The sequence below is a fragment of the Corallococcus llansteffanensis genome, assembly GCF_003612055.1.
Taxonomy (GTDB): Bacteria; Myxococcota; Myxococcia; order Myxococcales; family Myxococcaceae; genus Corallococcus; species Corallococcus llansteffanensis.
This window is the reverse complement of sequence record NZ_RAWB01000175.1, coordinates 1-16702: the sequence shown is the minus strand read 5'-3', so window position 1 is coordinate 16702 and position 16702 is coordinate 1. Positions and strand designations below refer to the sequence as shown.

Genomic DNA, 16702 nt, shown 5'->3' with positions numbered 1-16702 from the left:
GGGGAGGCCTTGCCTTCGGACTCCTTGTCCTTGGAGCACGCGGTGAGGGCGAGGCAGAGGAAACCAACGGTCAGGAATCGGTTGCGCATGGCGCACGCATCCTAGCGGCTTTCGACAGGGCCACGGCGTGCTAAAGAGTCCAGCCATCCCCGGAGGTTTTCCCTGTGACAACCGGACAGGAATGGCTGGTTGACGCGAGCGGCTGCGCGCCGGAACGGCTCAAGGACGCGCCCGCCCTGGCGGCCCTCTTCGAGGCGCTCGTCGTCGCCTTGGACCTCAAGGTCGTGGGCCAGCCCCAGTGGCACGTCTTCCCGGAGCCCGGCGGCATCACGGGCCTGGCGCTGCTGGCCGAAAGCCACCTGGCCATCCACACCTTCCCGGAGCACGGCTTCGCCGCGCTCAACGTCTACTGCTGCCGCACCCGCGCCTGTCCGGACTTCGCCGCGCTGGCGGCCCGGTACCTGGGCGCCACGTCCTGCCGCGTCCGAGAGCTGTCGAGAGGGGTGGAGGCGTGACGCAGGGGGCGTGTCCGTCGTGTGGGGCGAGCGTGGAGTTCACCGTCGGTTCGGCGCAGGTGGTCGTGTGCGCCCACTGCCAGACGATGGTGGCGCGCACCGGCGTGGACCTGGAGTCCCACGGCCGGGTGGCCCGCATCGTGGAGACCGACTCCCCCTTGCGCCTGGGCCTGGAGGGGCGCGTCAACAGCAGCGCCTACCAGATCGTGGGCCACCTCCAGAAGGACCACGGCGCTGGTCCCTGGGACGAGTGGTACGTGGAGATGGCGGACGGCCGCACCGGCTGGCTCAGCGAGTCCGAGGGCGCCTTCCACCTGCTCTTCGACGCGGGCGTGGAGGAGGGGCTGGAGCTGGACGCGCTCCACCCCGGTGACCGTCTGCGCCTGCGCAACCGCCCGCTGGTGATTGAAGAGCGGGGCCACGGGCGCGTGGTCGCGGCGGAGGGGCAGCTGCCCAGCGACGTGGATCCCACCCAGGACGCGTACTACGTGGACGCCACGGGCCCCCGGGGCCTGTTCGTCACGCTGGACTTCGGCACGCGCGACCGCGACCCCGAGGTCTTCCTGGGGCAGCGGCTGGAGCTTGCGCAGCTGGGCATCCCGGCCAACGACCTGCGCCCACGCGTGCGCAAGGCCACGCTGCAGCAGGCGCGCTGTACGCAGTGCAACGGCCCGCTGGAGCTGCGCGCGCCGGACCAGACGATGCGCGTGGCGTGCCCGTACTGCGGCGCGCTCCTGGACGTGCGCGAGGGCAAGCTGTCGTTCCTCAAGCTGCTCCAGAAGCCGGACCTCCCGGCGGACCTGTCGCTGGGCATGAAGGGGACGCTCGACGGGGTGGAGTGGATCCTCATCGGCTACCAGGAGCGCTCGTGCGTGGTGGAGGGCACGCGCTACCCGTGGCTGGAGTACCTGCTCTACCACCCGACGCGCGGCTTCACCTGGCTGATGGAGTCCAACGGCCACTGGGTGTTCTTGAAGCCCCTGGCGGCGGGGGACGCGGACGTGGTGCCTCAGTCTTCCGCGTACTACGAGGGCCGGCGCTACAAGGCCTTCCAGTCCGTGACCGCCGTCACCGACGCGGTGGTGGGCGAGTTCTACTGGCAGGTGTTCCAGGGCGAGACGGCGCGCGCCACCGAATACGTCGCGCCGCCGTACTCCGTGAACGAGGACTCCACCGACAACGAAGTCACGTACACCCACGGCGAGTACCTCACGCCGGAGCAGGTGCAGGCCGCGTTCAAGCTGAAGGAGAAGCTGCCGGAGCCCCGGGGCATCGCGCCCAGCCAGCCCAACACGCGCCGCAAGAAGCTGATGCAGACGCTGCTCTGGACGGGCATCTGGGTGGTGGCGCTGCTCGCGCTGTCGGCCTTCCTCCACGCGCGGGCGCTCAACGCCCAGGTGCTGGACATGCGGGTGCAGGTGGCGCCGGGCGCGGCGTCCGGCACCCCCGCCACCATGCGCTTCAGCGAACCGTTCGAGATCACCCGGGCGGGCAACGTCCGGGTGGAGGTGGCGATGGCCAACGCGCTCGACAACGCGTGGGTGGGCGTGCAGGGCGACCTGGTGAACCAGGAGACGCAGGACGTGGTGAGCTTCTACGAGGAGATCAGCTACTACCATGGGCGTGACAGCGACGGCTCCTGGAGCGAGGGCGGCAACCAGGGCAGCGTGTTCCTGTCCACCGTGCCCGCGGGGAAGTACGTGCTGCGCACCACCACGTCGTACGACCCGAACCTGGGGCTCCAGGTGGTGAACCGGGGCGGCATCGGGTACCAGGTGCGGCTGACGCACGACACGGTCAACGAGAGCTGGCTCGTCATCGCGCTGGTGCTGCTGCTGCTGGCGCCGGGGCTGTCGTTCATTGGCGCCAACGGCTTCGAGACCGAGCGATGGCAGGAAAGCAACCTGCAGTAGGGCCCGCGGTGAGCGCGGACGGAGGTGGACGATGAAGTACCTTGGCGGGCTGGTGCTGCTGGCCTACGGGTGGGCGACCTTTACCGGCTGGGCCCCGTTCAGTGGCGAGGAGCGCGGCCGGGTGACAGGGGATGTGCGGCGCGGCCCGGGCGGCGTGCTGCTGTGGACCGGCGGATTCATGGGAGGCAAGTGATGCTGCTGCTGCTCGGAGTGGTGGTGACGCTGCAGGGAGTGCTGGCGAGCGTCATCTATTCGATCATCGGGTTGGCGGTGTTCGTCGCCGGCTTCTTCGTCATCCGGCTCATCCTCCCCTACGACGTGCACAAGGAGATTGAAGCCGACCAGAACACGGCGCTGGGCATCGTCATCGGCTCGTTCATCCTGGGCCTGGCCATCATCATCGCGGCGGCCATCAGCGGCTGAACGACGTGACGCTTTGAACAAGACGCTGCTCTTTCTCACCGTCCTCGTCATCGCGACGTGCGGGCTCATCTACGAGCTCATCGTCGGGACGCTCGCCAGCTACCTGCTGGGGGACAGCATCACCCAGTTCTCCACCGTCATCGGCGGCTACCTGTTCGCCATGGGGATTGGCAGCTACCTGTCGCGCTTCGTGGAGCGCGGGGTGGCCCAGCGCTTCGTGGAGATAGAGCTGGCGGTGGCGCTCGTCGGTGGCCTGTGCGCGCCGATGCTCTTCCTCACCTTCACGCTCACCAGCGTCTTCCCCGTCGTGCTGTACGGCAGCGTGCTCGTGATTGGGACGCTGGTGGGGCTGGAGATCCCCCTGCTCCTGCGCATCCTGCAGGACCAGCTCAAGTTCAAGGACCTGGTCAGCCAGGTGCTGACGTTCGACTACCTGGGCGCGCTGGCCGCGAGCGTGGCCTTCCCGCTCCTGCTCGTGCCGAAGCTGGGCCTGGTGCGCACGTCGCTCCTCTTCGGCCTCTTGAACGCGGGCGTGGGGCTGTGGAGCACGTGGCTGCTCGCGCCCGTGCTGGCCAACCCCGTGCGCCTGCGCATCAAGGCGGTGGTGCTGTGCGCGGGGCTGCTCGTGTGCTTCGCGCTGGGGGACCGGCTGACCACGTTCTACGAGGACCAGCTCTACGCGGATGAGGTGGTGCACGCGACCAGCTCCCCGTACCAGCGCATCATCGTCACGCGCGGCAAGCGGGGCTTCTCGCTGTTCCTCAACGGCAACCTCCAGTTCGCCAGCATCGACGAGTACCGCTACCACGAGTCCCTGGTGCACCCGGCCATGGTGCGCGCGCGCTCGGTGGAGCACGTGCTGATCCTTGGCGGCGGCGACGGGCTCGCGGCGCGCGAGGTGCTGCGCTACCCGGAGGTGAAGTCCGTCACGCTGGTGGACCTGGACCCGGCCATCACCGGGCTGGCCACGGGCTACAAGGAGCTGGCGGCGCTCAACGGGCACGCGATGACGCACCCGAAGATGCGCGTCATCAACACGGACGCGATGCAGTTCCTGTCGGAGGGCACGGGCTCCTTCGACGTGGTGGTGGTGGACTTCCCGGACCCCAACAACTTCGCGCTGGGGAAGCTGTACACGACGGGCTTCTACAAGATTCTGAAGAAGCGCCTGTCGCCCGGCGGCGTGGCGGTCATCCAGAGCACCAGCCCCCTGTTCGCGCGGCGCTCGTTCTGGTGCGTGGAGACCACGCTCAAGGCGGCGGGCTTCTGGACGCAGCCCTACCACGCGCTGGTGCCGTCCTTCGGCGAGTGGGGCTACGTGATGGTGGCGCTGGAGGCGCCCGACCGGCACCGCCCGCTGCCGGAGGGGCTCACGTTCCTGGACGAGGACACGCTGGAGTCCCTCACGCATTTCGCGCCGGACATGGCGCCGCTGCCGGCGGAGGTGAACCGGCTGAACAACCAGGTGCTGGTGCACTACTACGAAGAGGAATGGCGTCGGTGGAACTGACGCGGCGCGAGCTGGTGGCCGCGTTCCTGGGCGCCTCCGTGGCGAGCGCCTGTCAGCGGCAGCAGGCGCCTCGCGCGCCGGTGCCGGGCGCCATCGTGGACCGGGCGGTGGACACCGGCCACAAGCTGCGGGGCGGCCCGCTGCCGCGCGCGGAGACCTTCGAGCCGGTGGACGTGCTGATTGTCGGCGCCGGCGCGGCCGGGCTGTCCGCCGCGTGGCGCCTCGCGGGCGCGGGCGTGAAGGACGTGCGGGTGGTGGAGCTGGAGGCGGAAGCGGGGGGCACGTCGCGCTCGGGGAGGAACGGCGTGTCCGCGTTCCCGTGGGGCGCGCACTACCTGCCGTCGCCGCTGGAGGACCGCGGGCCGGTGATGCGGCTGCTCAGGGAGATGGACGCCGTCACCGGCGTGGATGAGGAAGGCCACCCGTCATTCGCGGAGGAGCTGCTCATCCAGGAGCCCGACGAGCGGCTCTTCTACCGGGGCCACTGGTACGAGGGGCTGTACCTGCGCGCGGGCGCGAGCGCTCAGGACCTGGAGGAGTTGGAGCGCTTCGACGCGAGGATGAACGCCTTCGCCGCCGCGCGCGACGCGAAGGGGCGCAAGGCGTTCTCTGTCCCGGTGGCGCTCTCCAGCGACGACGCGGAGTGGACGGCGCTGGACGCGCTGAGCATGGCGCGGTGGCTGGAGGCGGAGGGCTTCCGTTCGCCCCGGCTCAAGTGGTTCGTGGACTACGCGTGCCGCGACGACTACGGCACCACCGCCGAGCACGTCTCCGCCTGGGCGGGCATCTGGTACTTCGCCGCGCGGCAGAACGGCAAGGGCGAGCGCAGCGACGGGTTCCTCTCCTGGCCCGAGGGCAACGGCCGGCTGGTGCGGCAGCTGGTGTCGTCGCTGGGCCCGCGCCAGGTGGAAACGAACGTGCTGGTGCACACGGTGGAGCCGGGGGAGGGCGGCTGCCGCGTGCAGGCGCTGGACGCGCGCACCGGAGCGCCCCGGGGCTTCCAGGCGCGGCAGGTGGTGCTGGCGTGTCCCCGCTTCGTCGCCGCGCACGTGGTGGCGCCGTGGCGCGAGGCCCGGCCCGCGTGGATGGACGCCTTCGCGTACAGCCCGTGGGTGGTGGCGAACCTGACGCTGTCGGGGCCGCCCGTGTCGCGCGGCTTCCCGCTCGCGTGGGACAACGTCCTCTACGAGAGCCAGAGCCTGGGCTACGTGGTGGCCACGCACCAGGCGCTGCGCCAGGACGAGCGCGGGCCCACGGTGCTCACCTGGTACCTGCCCATGGCCGGCGCGGACGTGAAGGCCGAGCGCAATAAGGCCCTCTCGGCCACGTACGGGGACTGGGAGGCGCTGGTGATGGCGGACCTGCTGCCGGCGCACCCGGGCCTGGGCGCGCTCACGCAGCGGCTGGAGGTGCAGCGCTGGGGCCACGCGATGGTGCGCCCCCAGCCGGGCTTCCTCTGGGGCGAGGCGCGCAAGGCCGCCCGGGAGAGCCTGGGCCGGCACCTGCACTTCGCGCACACGGACCTGGGCGGCATGGCGCTCTTCGAGGAGGCCAACTGGTTCGGGGTGCGCGCCGCGGAGCTGGCGCTGGCGGGACTGGGGCGCAAGGACGCCACCTGGCTTTGAACGTGGTTTCGGGAGGGATGGGCCCATGAAGGACAGTCGCTTCAGCCGCTCGGAGTTCCTCGCACTCACCAGCCTGCTCGCGGGCTCCACGCTGTTTCCCGCGCGGGCAGAAGCGGCTCCGGATGGAGGTGTGGCGCCCGTTCGTGCGGCCGGGAACGCCGCGACACCGGGGACGAAAGATGGCGGCGTGGCGGGGAGCGCGCCGGCCTCGCAGGCGGAGTACGAGCAGCTGCGGCGGGGCTGCACCGCGTCGCTGACCTCGGGCTCCACGGCCGATGACGGCGCGGAGTACGTGCGCATTGGCGAGTGGATGCAGCGCCAGCACCTGTCCAGCGACGTGTACGGCAACGGCGACTTCGTGCAGGCGTTCGAGAAGCGCATCGCGGACCTGCTCGGCTTCGAGGACGCGTGCTTCATGCCCACCGGCACCATGGGCCAGCTCATCGCGCTGCGCATCTACGCGGACGCGGGCGGCCCGCGCACCGTGGGCGTGCACCCGTCGTCGCACCACGTGCTGCACGAGGACGACAGCTATTCCGTCCTGCACCAGCTGCGCGCCGTGTACCTGGGCCCGTGGACGCGGCCGCTCCTGGCCGACGACGTGGCGCAGTCGCGGGAGGCGCTGGGGACCGTGAGCGTGGAGCTGCCGGTGCGGTGGCTGGGCGGGCAGCTCCAGACGTGGGAGCAGCTCACCGCGCTCAAGCGCACCTGCCGCGAGCGCAAGGTGAAGCTGCACATGGACGGCGCGCGGCTGTGGGAGAGCCAGCCCTTCTACGGCCGCTCCTACGCGGACATCTGCAAGGGCTTCGACTCCGTCTACGTGTCCTTCTACAAGATGGTGGGCGCCATTGGCGGCGCGATGCTGGTGGGCGGCCGCGACTTCATCCGCGAGTCGCGCGTGTGGCGCCACCGGCACGGCGGCAACCTGTACCAGCTGGCGCCCTACGTGGCCTCCGCCGCCATGCGCCTGGACGCGGCGCTGGCCGCCATCCCCGCCCACGTGAAGCGCGCGAAGGCCCTCACCGCGCTGCTGGCGGCGGATCCGCGCGTCACCGTGCTGCCGCAGCCCGTGCAGACGAACATGTTCCACGTGTTCCTGCGCGGCTCACCCGGGGCGTACAGCCGTCAGCGCGACCGCATCGCGCGCGAGGACCGCGTCTGGGTGGCGGGAGGCTTCGGACAGACGCGCGTGCCCGGCGTCGTGTCCGCGGAGCTGCAGGTGGGCGAGGGGCTGGGGCGCATCAGCGACGCCGACGCGGCCCGGGCCTTCCTGCGCCTGCTCGAAGCGGCCTGAAGGGGCCGCCGGACTTCAAAGACAGCAACCCCTGCCGTGAAACAGAGACACCGTGCGTCACGCCCGGTGTCCCGGCTCAGGCGTCAGGCCGCCTTCTTGATGCTGTACTGGGGCGCCTGCTCCTGGGTCTTCAGGAAGAACTCCGCGTCCAGCAGCATCGCGATGCGGCCCTTCTCGTCGTGGAAGGCGATGGGGCCGTGCGCGGTGAAGTGGATGATCGACTCCTCCAGCGCGGTGGTGGCGGGGTGCTCGGCGCCCAGCGGCTCGAACTCGTAGTCGCCCGCGCGGGTGGTGCCGTGCCGGTCCTGCGTGGAGCCGGAGAGGATGAAGATCTCCGCCGGGCCCAGGTGCTTGTGCGGGGCGAAGACGGCGCCCTTGTCCATCTTGAGGATCGCGCTCCACACGCCGCTCTCCGCACTCACGCGCAACAGGCGGTAGGCGGTTCCAGGACCGAGCGGCTTCCACTCGAGATCCGCGGTGTGCACCAGGCCATCCATCATCATCGTCAGTCCGGACATGACATCCTCCAGGTCGGCCCTGCGTGTGTGTCGTTGTCCATGATAACGCGCAACACTGAATTCCTTGCAAGTTTGCCCCACGTGCAAGGTTGTCATGTTTGACGTGCTGCGCCCCCTCATGGCGGCGGGCGGAAGATTCCACGGCCGCTGTCCATCCCGGGTGGTCCGGGTCGCATTTTCTGATCCGACAGAAATCGCGAGATGGCTTGTGGACCCACGTGGAAACCCGCAGGGGAGCTTTCGCACCCATCCCTACGCACCTCGGGCACGTTCGGATGCACCTCCTCGTTGTTTCTTGAAACACCCGCCACGCCCGGCCCCGCGCTGAAGCGGGCTTGGTAGGCTCCCGGGCCCGATGTCCCGTCTCCTCGCGCCCACGCAGGCCTGGTTGTTCGGCCCCGCCGTGGACCTCACCGTGTTCGCTGGCAGCGCGCTCGTGTCCGTGGCGTTCGTGCTGGCCGCGCCGTGGCTGGGCGCGGTGGGGGACACGCCCCCCTGGGCGTGGCTGTTGTTCGTGGTGGGCGTGGACGTGGCGCACGTCTGGTCCACGCTGTTCCGGACGTACCTGGACGGCGCGGAGGTGGGACGCCGGCCGGGCCTCTACGTGGGCGCGCCGCTCGTGGCGTACGCGGTGGGCGTGCTCGCGCATTCCCTCTCCCCGGCCGCGTTCTGGAGCGTGTTCGCCTACATGGCGCTGTTCCACTTCATCCGCCAGCAGTACGGCTGGGTGGCGCTCTACGCGCGCAAGGCCCACGCCTCCAGCTTCGAGCGGCGCCTGGACGCGGCGGCCATCTACGCCGCGACGCTGGGCCCCGTGGTCTGGTGGCATGCGAACCTGCCCCGGGCCTTCTGGTGGTTCGTGGAGCACGACTTCCTCGCGGGCCTGCCGACGTGGGCGGGCACGGCGGCGCTGGTCGCGCATGCGGCGGTGCTCGTCACGTGGGCCGGCTTCCAGGGCCTGCGCGTCGCACGCGGGGACGGGGTGCAGGCAGGCAAGCTGCTGCTGGTGGCGGCCACGTGGGTCGCGTGGTTCGGCGGCATCGTGCTCGCGCGCGACGACTTCGCCTTCACGGTGATGAACGTGGTGCTGCACGGCGTGCCGTACTTCGCGCTGCTGTTCCGCTACGCGCGCGGCCGTCACGCGGAAGGGGGCTCCGGCGCGGTGGGCGTGCTCCTGCGCGCGGGGCTGCCGGGCTTCCTGCTGTTCCTCGGGGTGCTGGCGCTGCTAGAAGAGGGGCTCTGGGACCTGCTGGTGTGGCACGACCGCGCGGTGTTGTTCGGCGACAGCGGCCTGGTCCTGGAGCCGGACGTGCTGGCGCTGGTGGTGCCGCTGCTGGCGCTGCCCCAGGCCACGCACTACCTGCTGGACGCGTTCGTGTGGAAGGCCGGGCGGGAACCCGCGTTGCTGAACAGGCTGGGCTGGACGAAGGGTCCCCAGGGTCCGGCATCCGTCAGCCAACCCCGAGGGGCGGTAGCCATTCCAGGTGTGGGTGAATAGAGCATTGGGGCCTATGTCCCGACTCCTGCTCGTCTCGAACCGCCTTCCCGTCACCGTCAAAGCGGAGAAGGACGGCGTCTCCGTGGTGCGAAGCGCCGGAGGACTCGCCACCGGCCTCAGTCAGCCGCACGAGCGCTCCGGTGGCGTGTGGATTGGCTGGCCCGGAGATGTCTCCCGGTTGACGGACGCCCAGCGCACCCGGGTGGAGCAGCAGTTGGCGGACCTGCGCTGTGTGCCGCTGTACCTCTCCGCCAGCGAGGTCAGCCGCTTCTACGAGGGCTACTCCAACCGCGTCCTCTGGCCGCTGTGCCACTACATGCTGGAGCGCATCCCGCGCCAGGACCGCGACTGGGACGCGTACCGCAAGGCCAACGAGCGCTTCGCCGACCTGGCCGCGAAGCACTACCAGCCGGGCGACACCATCTGGGTGCACGACTACCAGCTCATGCTGGTGCCCGGCCTGCTGCGCGCGCGCCTGCCGCACGCGCGCATCGGTTACTTCCACCACATCCCGTTCCCGTCGTCGGAGATCTTCAGCACGCTGCCCCGGCGCACGGAGCTGCTGAAGGGGCTGCTGGGCGCGGACCTCATCGGCTTCCACGCGGTGAGCTACGTGCGCCACTTCTCCGGCACGCTGCTGCGGCAACTGGGGTTGGACACGGACGTCGACCGCATCCTCTTCCAGGGGCGCGAGGTGCGCGTGGGCGCCTTCGCCATGGGCATCGACGCTGCCTCCTTCGAGGCGCGGGCACAGGAGCCGGCGGTGATGGAGGAGGTGAAGACGCTGCACGCGCGCTCCCACGGCGAGCGGCTGCTGTTGGGCATCGACCGGCTGGACTACACCAAGGGCATCCCCCGGCGGCTGCTCGCGGTGCAGCGCGTGCTGGAGCGCTCCCCGGCCCTGCGCGGCCGCCTGCGCTTCATCCAGGTGGCCGTGCCCAGCCGCACCGAGGTGCAGGCCTACGCGGAGTACCGCGAGACGGTGGACGAGCTGGTGGGCCGCATCAACGGCACGTACGGCACCGTGCACAGCACGCCGGTGCACTACCTCTACCGGTCGCTCAACGAGAAGCAGCTCGTGAGCCTCTACCGGGGCACGGACGTGATGCTGGTGACGCCCGTGCGCGACGGCATGAACCTCGTCGCCAAGGAGTTCTGCGCGTCCCGCCCGGACGAGGACGGCGTGCTCGTGCTGAGCGAATTCGCGGGAGCGGCGGCGGAGATGAGCGACGCGCTGCTCGTCAATCCCTACGACGTGGAGGGCATGGCGGACGCCATCGAAGAGGCGCTGGAGATGCCCAGGCCCGAGCGACAGCGCCGCATGCGCTGCCTGCGCGCGGGCGTGAAGGCGCGCGACGTGCACTGGTGGGTGGACCGCTTCCTGGACCGGCTCCAGGGCCTGAAGTCCGTCGCGGAGCGACCGCCGCTGCCGGACGGCCTGCTCGTGCTGGAGAAGCTCAAGGGGCCCGGACGCAAGGTGCTGTTCCTGGACTACGACGGCACGCTCGTGGGCTTCGCCCCGACGCCGGAGCTGGCCTCACCAGACCCGGAGCTGATGACGCTGCTCAAGGAACTCTGCGCACGGCCGGACATGTCCGTGCACGTGGTGAGCGGCCGCCCGCGCGAGACACTGGAGGCGTGGTTCGGTGAGCTGCCCATGGGCCTGCACGCCGAGCACGGCCTGTGGTCGCGCATGCGGCGGGGGCAGCCGTGGCAGGCGCTGCCGGGCGTGTCCTTCGAATGGAAGCCCCGGGTGAAGCCCGTGCTGGACGCGTTCTCCGCGCGGGTGGCGGGCTCGTTCGTGGAGGAGAAGACGGCGTCGCTCGCGTGGCACTACCGCAAGGTGGACGCGGAGTTCGGCGCGCTCCAGGCGCGGGAGCTGCGGCTGCTCTTGTACGAGCAGTTCTCCCAGGAGCCCATGCACATCCTGCCCGGGGACCGGGTGGTGGAGGTGCGGCCCCGGGGCGTCAACAAGGGCCGCGTCGTGCCGGAGGTGCTGCGCGACGAGGCGCCGGACGTCCGCGTGCTGGCCGTGGGCGACGACGTCACCGACGAGGACCTCTTCGCGGCGATTCCACCGGGCGGCCTCACCGTGCACGCGGGCAACAAGCACACGCGCGCGGGCTACCGGGTGGAGGGGCCGCCGGAGGTGCGGCGGCTCTTGAAGGAGCTGCTCGGGAAGTAGCGCCCGCCCGGGGGAGGCGCGGGCTTCAGAGGTTGAAGCCCACGTTCCCCACGGAGATGCTGGGCCCGAAGATGAAGGACCACTTGCTGGAGGGCACCACGGTGTCGGTGCTCGGGTCGCCGCTGGTGCGCCGGGTGATGTCGCCCCGGAACTCGCGGGCAATCCACGCCTGCGCGCCCACCGCCGCGCCCGGGCCAATGGGCACGCGCAGGCCCAGCCCCAGCACGGCCGCGAGCGTGGGCGGGAACTGGATGTCCCCGGACTGCGGCACGAGCCCCAGGCCCATGAGCCCCAGCTCGATGCCCAGGAGCCGCTCCTGGCCCTCGTTGTTGAGCAGCGCCAGGCGCGACAGCACGCCGAAGTTGATGGCCAGCTGCCCCGTGGGCTGCGTCGCGCGGTAGAGGCCCGCGGGGATGGTGGCCATGGTGTAGAGGCGGAACATGCCGCCGCGCACGATGGCGGTCCACTGCGCGGAGGGCAGGCCGGTGCGGTCCACGGTGGACAGGGCGTAGCGCGACTCGTCCGCGACGTGCGCCACCTGCACGAGGATGCGGTCGTACTGGCCCAGGTTGCCCTGCACGGGGATGACGCGCACCTCGCCCTTGGGGCGCAGGAACAGGCGCTGCTCCACGTGGCTCTCCCCGCGGCTGGAGCCGTCGGACTTCGTCACGTCGATGCGCAGGGTGATCTCCTGGTTGCCGTCCTCGGGCTTCAGGCGCTCGCGGTGGATGATGACGCGGCAGGTGTTGCGCATGGCGTAGTCCAGCCGGTGCGGGCGACTGGGGGAGAGCGTCTCGTCGTGGCCCTCCTTGTCCGCGCAGACGAACTCCACCAGGCCCTCCACGTTGGCGGGCACGCTCGCCTCGCGCACCGCGCGCTGCACGCGCTCGCTGGTGAGGAACAGGTCCGTGGTGGCCAATTCCGCCGGCAGCGTGGGCAGCCGGTAGCCGAACCGCAGCGACACGAAGCCGCCCGCGGTGGGCTCGCCCTGCACGAGCGTGGCCTGCTCCCGCGTCGTCACGGTATAGGCCCCGCCCAGCGGGCGCAGCACGAAGCGGCCCTGGCCGCCGTTGGACGCCACCGTCATCTCCGCCGGGCGGTTGGTGGGCACGAAGTCGATGCTGCCGTGGCCGGGCAATTCCAGCGTCGCGCGCGGGTCGGGCAACGGCTTCGTCTCCGCCGTCTCCGACGCCACCACCGTGCCGTCCACGCGGGACGTGGTGGCCGTCACGGTGACCTGCGGCTCGTCGGTGCCCCGGGTGCGCAGGAGCACATAGGTGCCCTCGGTGGCCTTCACCACGCGCTCCACGCGGGCCCTGGCGCCGTTCACCGTCCAGAGCAGGGCGCGCGGGTCGTGCGCGCACGCCGCGTCCAGGCGCATCACCAGCGCGGAGTCCTCCGCGTCGCGCAGCACCGTGCCCTCCACGGCGGTGAGCGGGCACGCCAGCACGGGCAGCGTCTCCGCCACGGAGGTCTCCAGCGCGTCGCCCCGCGCGAAGAACACGCGCGGCGTCAGCCGCAGCCGCAGCGCCACGGTGGGGTTCACCCCCGGCACGTTGCGGATGGAGACCGCTCCTTCCGCGACTTCACAGCGCGCGGAGCCGCACTCCACGGAGGCGATGGCCTCCGAGTGCGTCACCGCCACGTAGCCGGGGCCCTTGGACAGGTCCACGCCGGAGGACTGCACCAGGGGCCGGGTGAGCACGGTGCGGCCGGGGCGCAGGCGGAAGAACTCGTCGTCCAGGAAGCGCCCGTTGGCGTCATACGTCGTCACGTCCGGGCCCGTCCGCGCGAAGGGCGGCAGCCACGACAGCGTCGCGTCCGTGGGCAGCCCCGGCGTCACCGGCACCGCGCAGTCGGACGGGCCTGACGGCTCCAGGCACACGTCCTGGCCCTCCATGAGGGGATGCAGGGGCTCCGCGCCCCGGGGCGTGCCGGACCAGGTGATGGCCACGCTCTTGAGCCCCGTGCCCTTGAGCTCCAGCCGGCCGTCGTCCGGGTAGAACGTGGTGGATGCGGCGTCGATGCGGGGGAAGGGCCCGGTGGCCACCACGACGAGGGTGTCGGTGGCCGTGGCGCAGCCTGCTTCGTCGTCGGCGACCTTCAGCTCCAGCGCGCGCGCGCCGTCCTCCGCCTTCGCGGGAGGCTTGAGCGAGCGGCCATCCGCGGAGAGCGTCCAGCCGCCGCGCACGGGGCCGCACAGGATGCCCTTCGGGAGGACCTCCACGGCCCGTCCTCCTTCGGGGAGCTGGACGACGGGAGCGGCGGTGGCGGCCCCCGCCACCAGCAGGCAGCCAAGGACGAGCGCGCGTGCAGGGTGCATGGCTTGCTTAAGCCCGGAGGGCCGCGTCCGGGTCAAGCGCTGCGTGCGGGGCGGCGCGAAGAAGCACCGCCCCGTGTCGCCTGACTACCGCGACGCCGTCTTCTGTCCCGGTCCCTGGAGCAGGACGCGGCGCCCGAAGGCCCGGTCCACGCGGCCCAGGAACTCACGGAACTGGGGATACTCGGACGCCTTGATGCGGGCGACGGAGAGGGCGACCTCGCCGTCGGCGACGAGCGTGCCGTTCTCCACGCGGTAGGAGAGCTTCACGCGACCGAACGGCGTCGTCTCCTCCACCGCCTGGGGCATCTCCGCCACGGTGTAGCCGCCGGGCAGCGTGTAGCGCAGCTTGAAGGTGTTCACCCAGGGGCTCTGCATCACGAGGTCGAAGCGGCGCTCGGCGAGCGACGCGTACGCCTGCTGGTAGGTGCGCCCGGTGCCGAAGGGCAGGAAGCGCAGGTTGCCGCCGGGGAACACCTCCGCGTAGCGCGGGATGCCCATGTTGAACTCCAGCGACACGTCGTCGTCCAGGCGGGTGGTGTCGCTGAGCTTCACCTCGCGCACGGTGAGGCCGGGGAAGCTCTGCGCCCACGCGCGCTCGAAGGTGGACTTGCGCGTGGACTCCGGGCGGTAGGCGCGGCGGTAGTCCGGCGCGGACTGGCCGGACACGCTGCTCTGGCCCTTCACGTCCGCGCCGCCGTCGGGCCGCAGCGCGACCTCCATGGCCAGCGTGGTGGTGTTGTCCTGCGCCTTCGCCTCCGGCGTGGTGAGGAAGTTGCTCGTCCCGTTGGGGTCCACCACCAGCACGTTGGCGACGCGGTCCGCGGAAGGAAGCTCCTTCGCGCCGTGGAACTCCGCGGTGCCGTCCAGGTACAGGTCGAACTTGGGCACGTACGCGATGGCGTGGTTGAACGCCGCGAGCGACGCGGGCTCCGCGTCCAGCGCGCCCAGGTTGCGCATGCGCAGCAGCACCAGCCGGCTGTCCACGCCCGCCACCTTCAGCATGGAGTAGATGAGGCTCGCCTTGTCCTTGCAGTCACCGAAGCGGCGCGCGAGCACGCGGTCGACTCTGTATGGCTTGAAGCCGTGGATGCCGAACTCCAGCGCCACGTAGCGGGTGTTGGTGACGACGAAGGAGTAGATGGCGCGCACGACGGCCAGCTCGTTCTTGCGGTCCACGCCCTGGAGCACCTGGTCCACCGTCGTCTTGAGCTCCGCGTTGGGCTGGAGCTGGTCGCGCACGAGGCCCCACCAGTAGTGGCCCACCTGGTCCCACGTCTTGTACGTGGAGATGTGCAGGTTCTGGGCGACCTCCGCCCAGCCCGGCATGCCCGGCTCCGGCACCACCTTGGACACGTGCTTCGCGCCGAAGCGGTACACGGTGCGGTCGCTCTCCGGGGTCTCCTGCGCTTGCGTCACGCCCGCGAGGCGGCTCTTGTTCCAGTACAGCGGACGCTCCTTGGGCATGTCCACGACGTACTGGAAGCGCACCTTCGGGTAGGTGCTCTGCACGCTCTCCACGTCGCCCCAGTAGTCCGACAGCAGGTTGTCCTGCGCGGTGTCGTCCAGGCGGTAGGTGAGCTCCAGCGTGTCGCCGGCCGCCAGCGACGGGAACGACAGCACGCGCGCGCGGGTGTCGTAGTACATGCCCGTCCACGGCTCGTTCATGTTGCGGTCCGCGTCGCCGTAGCTCTCCACCACGGAGCCGTCCGGCTTCGTCACGCGGGCGCGCAGCACGCGCACCTCCTGCCGGTCCGGCGAGTAGGTGACGGGGATGTTGCGGAACGCGTCCACGCCGCGCGGGTTGAGGACTCGCACCACCATCTGCTGCAGGCGGCTGGACAGGCCGCTCTTCTGCACGCGCACGTAGGTGTTGTCCACGAGGTAGACGGCGTCCTCGTGCACGTAGCCTTCCGCCTCCTTGCCGAGCGGCTTTGAGTCCACCAGGTACTGCATGCCCGCGCTCTCCGACTCACCCTTGAGGGCGCGCAGCGCCTCCTTGAGGCCGGGGTTCTGCGGGCGCAGCACCAGCGAGCGCTCGAAGGCGGCCAGGGCGGGCTCACGCTGGCCCGCGGCGAGCAGCGCCCGGCCCTCGCGCTCGTAGACCTCCGGCTCGTCGGGGGACAGGGCCTTGGCCTCGGTGAAGAGGGCGGCGGCTTCCTCCGCGGCGCCGTTGGAGGCCTTGAGCTCCGCCAGCCGCACGCGCGCGCCGTTGTCGAAGGGGTTCAGGTCGGTGAGCTTCGCGTACTCGCGCTCGGCGGCGTCCACCTTGCCCGCGTCCGCGAGCATGGAGGCCAACTGCCGGCGGGTGTTGGTGTCATCGAAGCGCAGCGCCAGCACCACGCGCATGCGGTCCATGGCCTCCTGGTGGCGGCCCAGCTGGCGCGACGCCTGCGCGGCCACCCGCACCACGCGGGGCACGCGGGGCTGCTGCCGGAAGGTCTCCTCCACCAGCGCGTGCGCCCGGGCGCGCTCGCCCAGCGCCTCGGCGGCGCGGGCCAGCAGCAGCTTCGCGCCCGGCACGGCGCGGCCGTCATCCTGCTCGAGAATCGGGGCCAGCAGCGGCTGCACGCGCTCCGGGTGGCCGCGGTCCATCTCGTGGTCCGCCAGCGCCAGCCGCGCCGGGGGATAGGTGGGGTCCGCCTTCACGGCCGCCTCCAGGAAGCGGCGGCGCTCGTTCAGGTCATCCGTCTGGGCGTTCGCGGCGAGCAGCTGCAGGCGCGCGTCCTTCGGGGCTGCTTCCGCGGCGGCGGCGGCCTCGGCGGCGGCGGTGTGCTCGCGCTCGTCATAGGCGCGGAAGAAGGCGAGCACCTGGGCGTAGTCGCCGCGCAGGGCCGCGTCGTCCGGGTTCTTCTCCACCAGCGCGCGCAGCGCGGAGGTGAGGGTGGGCAGGGGCTGCGG

General features: G+C 71.1%; 12 protein-coding genes. 9 read left to right on the top strand and 3 right to left on the bottom strand.

Translation table 11 applies throughout. The annotated features are described in order from the left end of the window. The first annotated feature begins 164 nt into the window (after positions 1-164). The 7 genes from speD to D7V93_RS18105 are packed head-to-tail and all read left to right on the top strand — an operon-like array spanning position 165 to position 7280. Positions 165-515 carry an adenosylmethionine decarboxylase gene (gene speD / locus D7V93_RS18130; protein ID WP_120615105.1) on the top strand — a complete coding sequence of 117 codons (351 nt, stop codon included), beginning with the start codon at positions 165-167 and terminating at the stop codon, positions 513-515. Then, positions 512-2428 carry a DUF4178 domain-containing protein gene (locus D7V93_RS18125; protein ID WP_120644601.1) on the top strand — a complete coding sequence of 639 codons (1917 nt, stop codon included), beginning with the start codon at positions 512-514 and terminating at the stop codon, positions 2426-2428. The genes speD and D7V93_RS18125 overlap by 4 nt, the downstream gene beginning before the upstream one ends. 31 nt (positions 2429-2459) lie before the next feature. Next, the gene (locus D7V93_RS45870; protein WP_167509124.1) at positions 2460-2621 is read left to right on the top strand and encodes a hypothetical protein; all 162 of its coding nucleotides are present in this window, start codon (positions 2460-2462) and stop codon (positions 2619-2621) included. 2 nt (positions 2622-2623) lie between these two features. After that, a complete protein-coding gene (locus D7V93_RS18120) occupies positions 2624-2851 on the top strand; it encodes a DUF350 domain-containing protein (RefSeq protein ID WP_120615111.1) in 228 nt (75 codons plus the stop codon). Positions 2852-2864: 13 nt separating this feature from the next. After that, positions 2865-4361, top strand: a complete 1497-nt coding sequence (locus D7V93_RS18115; protein WP_120644600.1) for a polyamine aminopropyltransferase — start codon at positions 2865-2867, stop codon at positions 4359-4361. Next, complete coding sequence (locus tag D7V93_RS18110; protein WP_120644599.1) at positions 4343-5986, top strand: FAD-dependent oxidoreductase; 1644 nt, start codon at positions 4343-4345, stop codon at positions 5984-5986. The genes D7V93_RS18115 and D7V93_RS18110 overlap by 19 nt, the downstream gene beginning before the upstream one ends. A 25-nt stretch (positions 5987-6011) precedes the next feature. After that, positions 6012-7280, top strand: coding sequence for a threonine aldolase family protein (locus tag D7V93_RS18105; RefSeq protein WP_120644598.1), 1269 nt, complete (start codon positions 6012-6014; stop codon positions 7278-7280). Positions 7281-7363: 83 nt separating this feature from the next. Here D7V93_RS18105 and D7V93_RS18100 read toward each other — a convergent pair whose 3' ends face one another. Beyond that, positions 7364-7798 carry a cupin domain-containing protein gene (locus tag D7V93_RS18100; RefSeq protein ID WP_158623782.1) on the bottom strand — a complete coding sequence of 145 codons (435 nt, stop codon included), beginning with the start codon at positions 7796-7798 and terminating at the stop codon, positions 7364-7366. Between the two features lie 355 nt (positions 7799-8153). Between D7V93_RS18100 and D7V93_RS18095 the strand changes: the two genes are divergently transcribed. Together D7V93_RS18095 and D7V93_RS18090 are read left to right on the top strand one after the other, a co-directional pair. Then, complete coding sequence (locus tag D7V93_RS18095) at positions 8154-9296, top strand: hypothetical protein (protein ID WP_120644596.1); 1143 nt, start codon at positions 8154-8156, stop codon at positions 9294-9296. A 13-nt stretch (positions 9297-9309) separates the two neighbouring features. Continuing rightward, positions 9310-11481: a bifunctional alpha,alpha-trehalose-phosphate synthase (UDP-forming)/trehalose-phosphatase gene (locus D7V93_RS18090; RefSeq protein ID WP_120644595.1), complete on the top strand. Its 2172-nt coding sequence runs from the start codon at positions 9310-9312 to the stop codon at positions 11479-11481. Positions 11482-11506: 25 nt separating this feature from the next. Here D7V93_RS18090 and D7V93_RS18085 read toward each other — a convergent pair whose 3' ends face one another. Next, on the bottom strand, positions 11507-13804 hold the full coding sequence (locus tag D7V93_RS18085; RefSeq protein WP_208723057.1) for a hypothetical protein: 2298 nt from the start codon (positions 13802-13804) through the stop codon (positions 11507-11509). 84 nt (positions 13805-13888) lie between these two features. Further along, the coding region (locus D7V93_RS18080) for a DUF3857 domain-containing protein (protein ID WP_120644594.1) at positions 13889-16702 on the bottom strand (2814 nt) is incomplete at its 5' end.

Coding starts and splice junctions, on each gene's coding strand:
- D7V93_RS18100 (WP_158623782.1), bottom strand. CDS start 7,798: ATGTCCGGACTGACGATGATGATGGATGGCCTGGTGCACACCGCGGAT.
- D7V93_RS18095 (WP_120644596.1), top strand. CDS start 8,154: ATGTCCCGTCTCCTCGCGCCCACGCAGGCCTGGTTGTTCGGCCCCGCC.
- D7V93_RS18105 (WP_120644598.1), top strand. CDS start 6,012: ATGAAGGACAGTCGCTTCAGCCGCTCGGAGTTCCTCGCACTCACCAGC.
- D7V93_RS18090 (WP_120644595.1), top strand. CDS start 9,310: ATGTCCCGACTCCTGCTCGTCTCGAACCGCCTTCCCGTCACCGTCAAA.
- D7V93_RS45870 (WP_167509124.1), top strand. CDS start 2,460: ATGAAGTACCTTGGCGGGCTGGTGCTGCTGGCCTACGGGTGGGCGACC.
- D7V93_RS18110 (WP_120644599.1), top strand. CDS start 4,343: ATGGCGTCGGTGGAACTGACGCGGCGCGAGCTGGTGGCCGCGTTCCTG.
- D7V93_RS18085 (WP_208723057.1), bottom strand. CDS start 13,804: ATGCACCCTGCACGCGCGCTCGTCCTTGGCTGCCTGCTGGTGGCGGGG.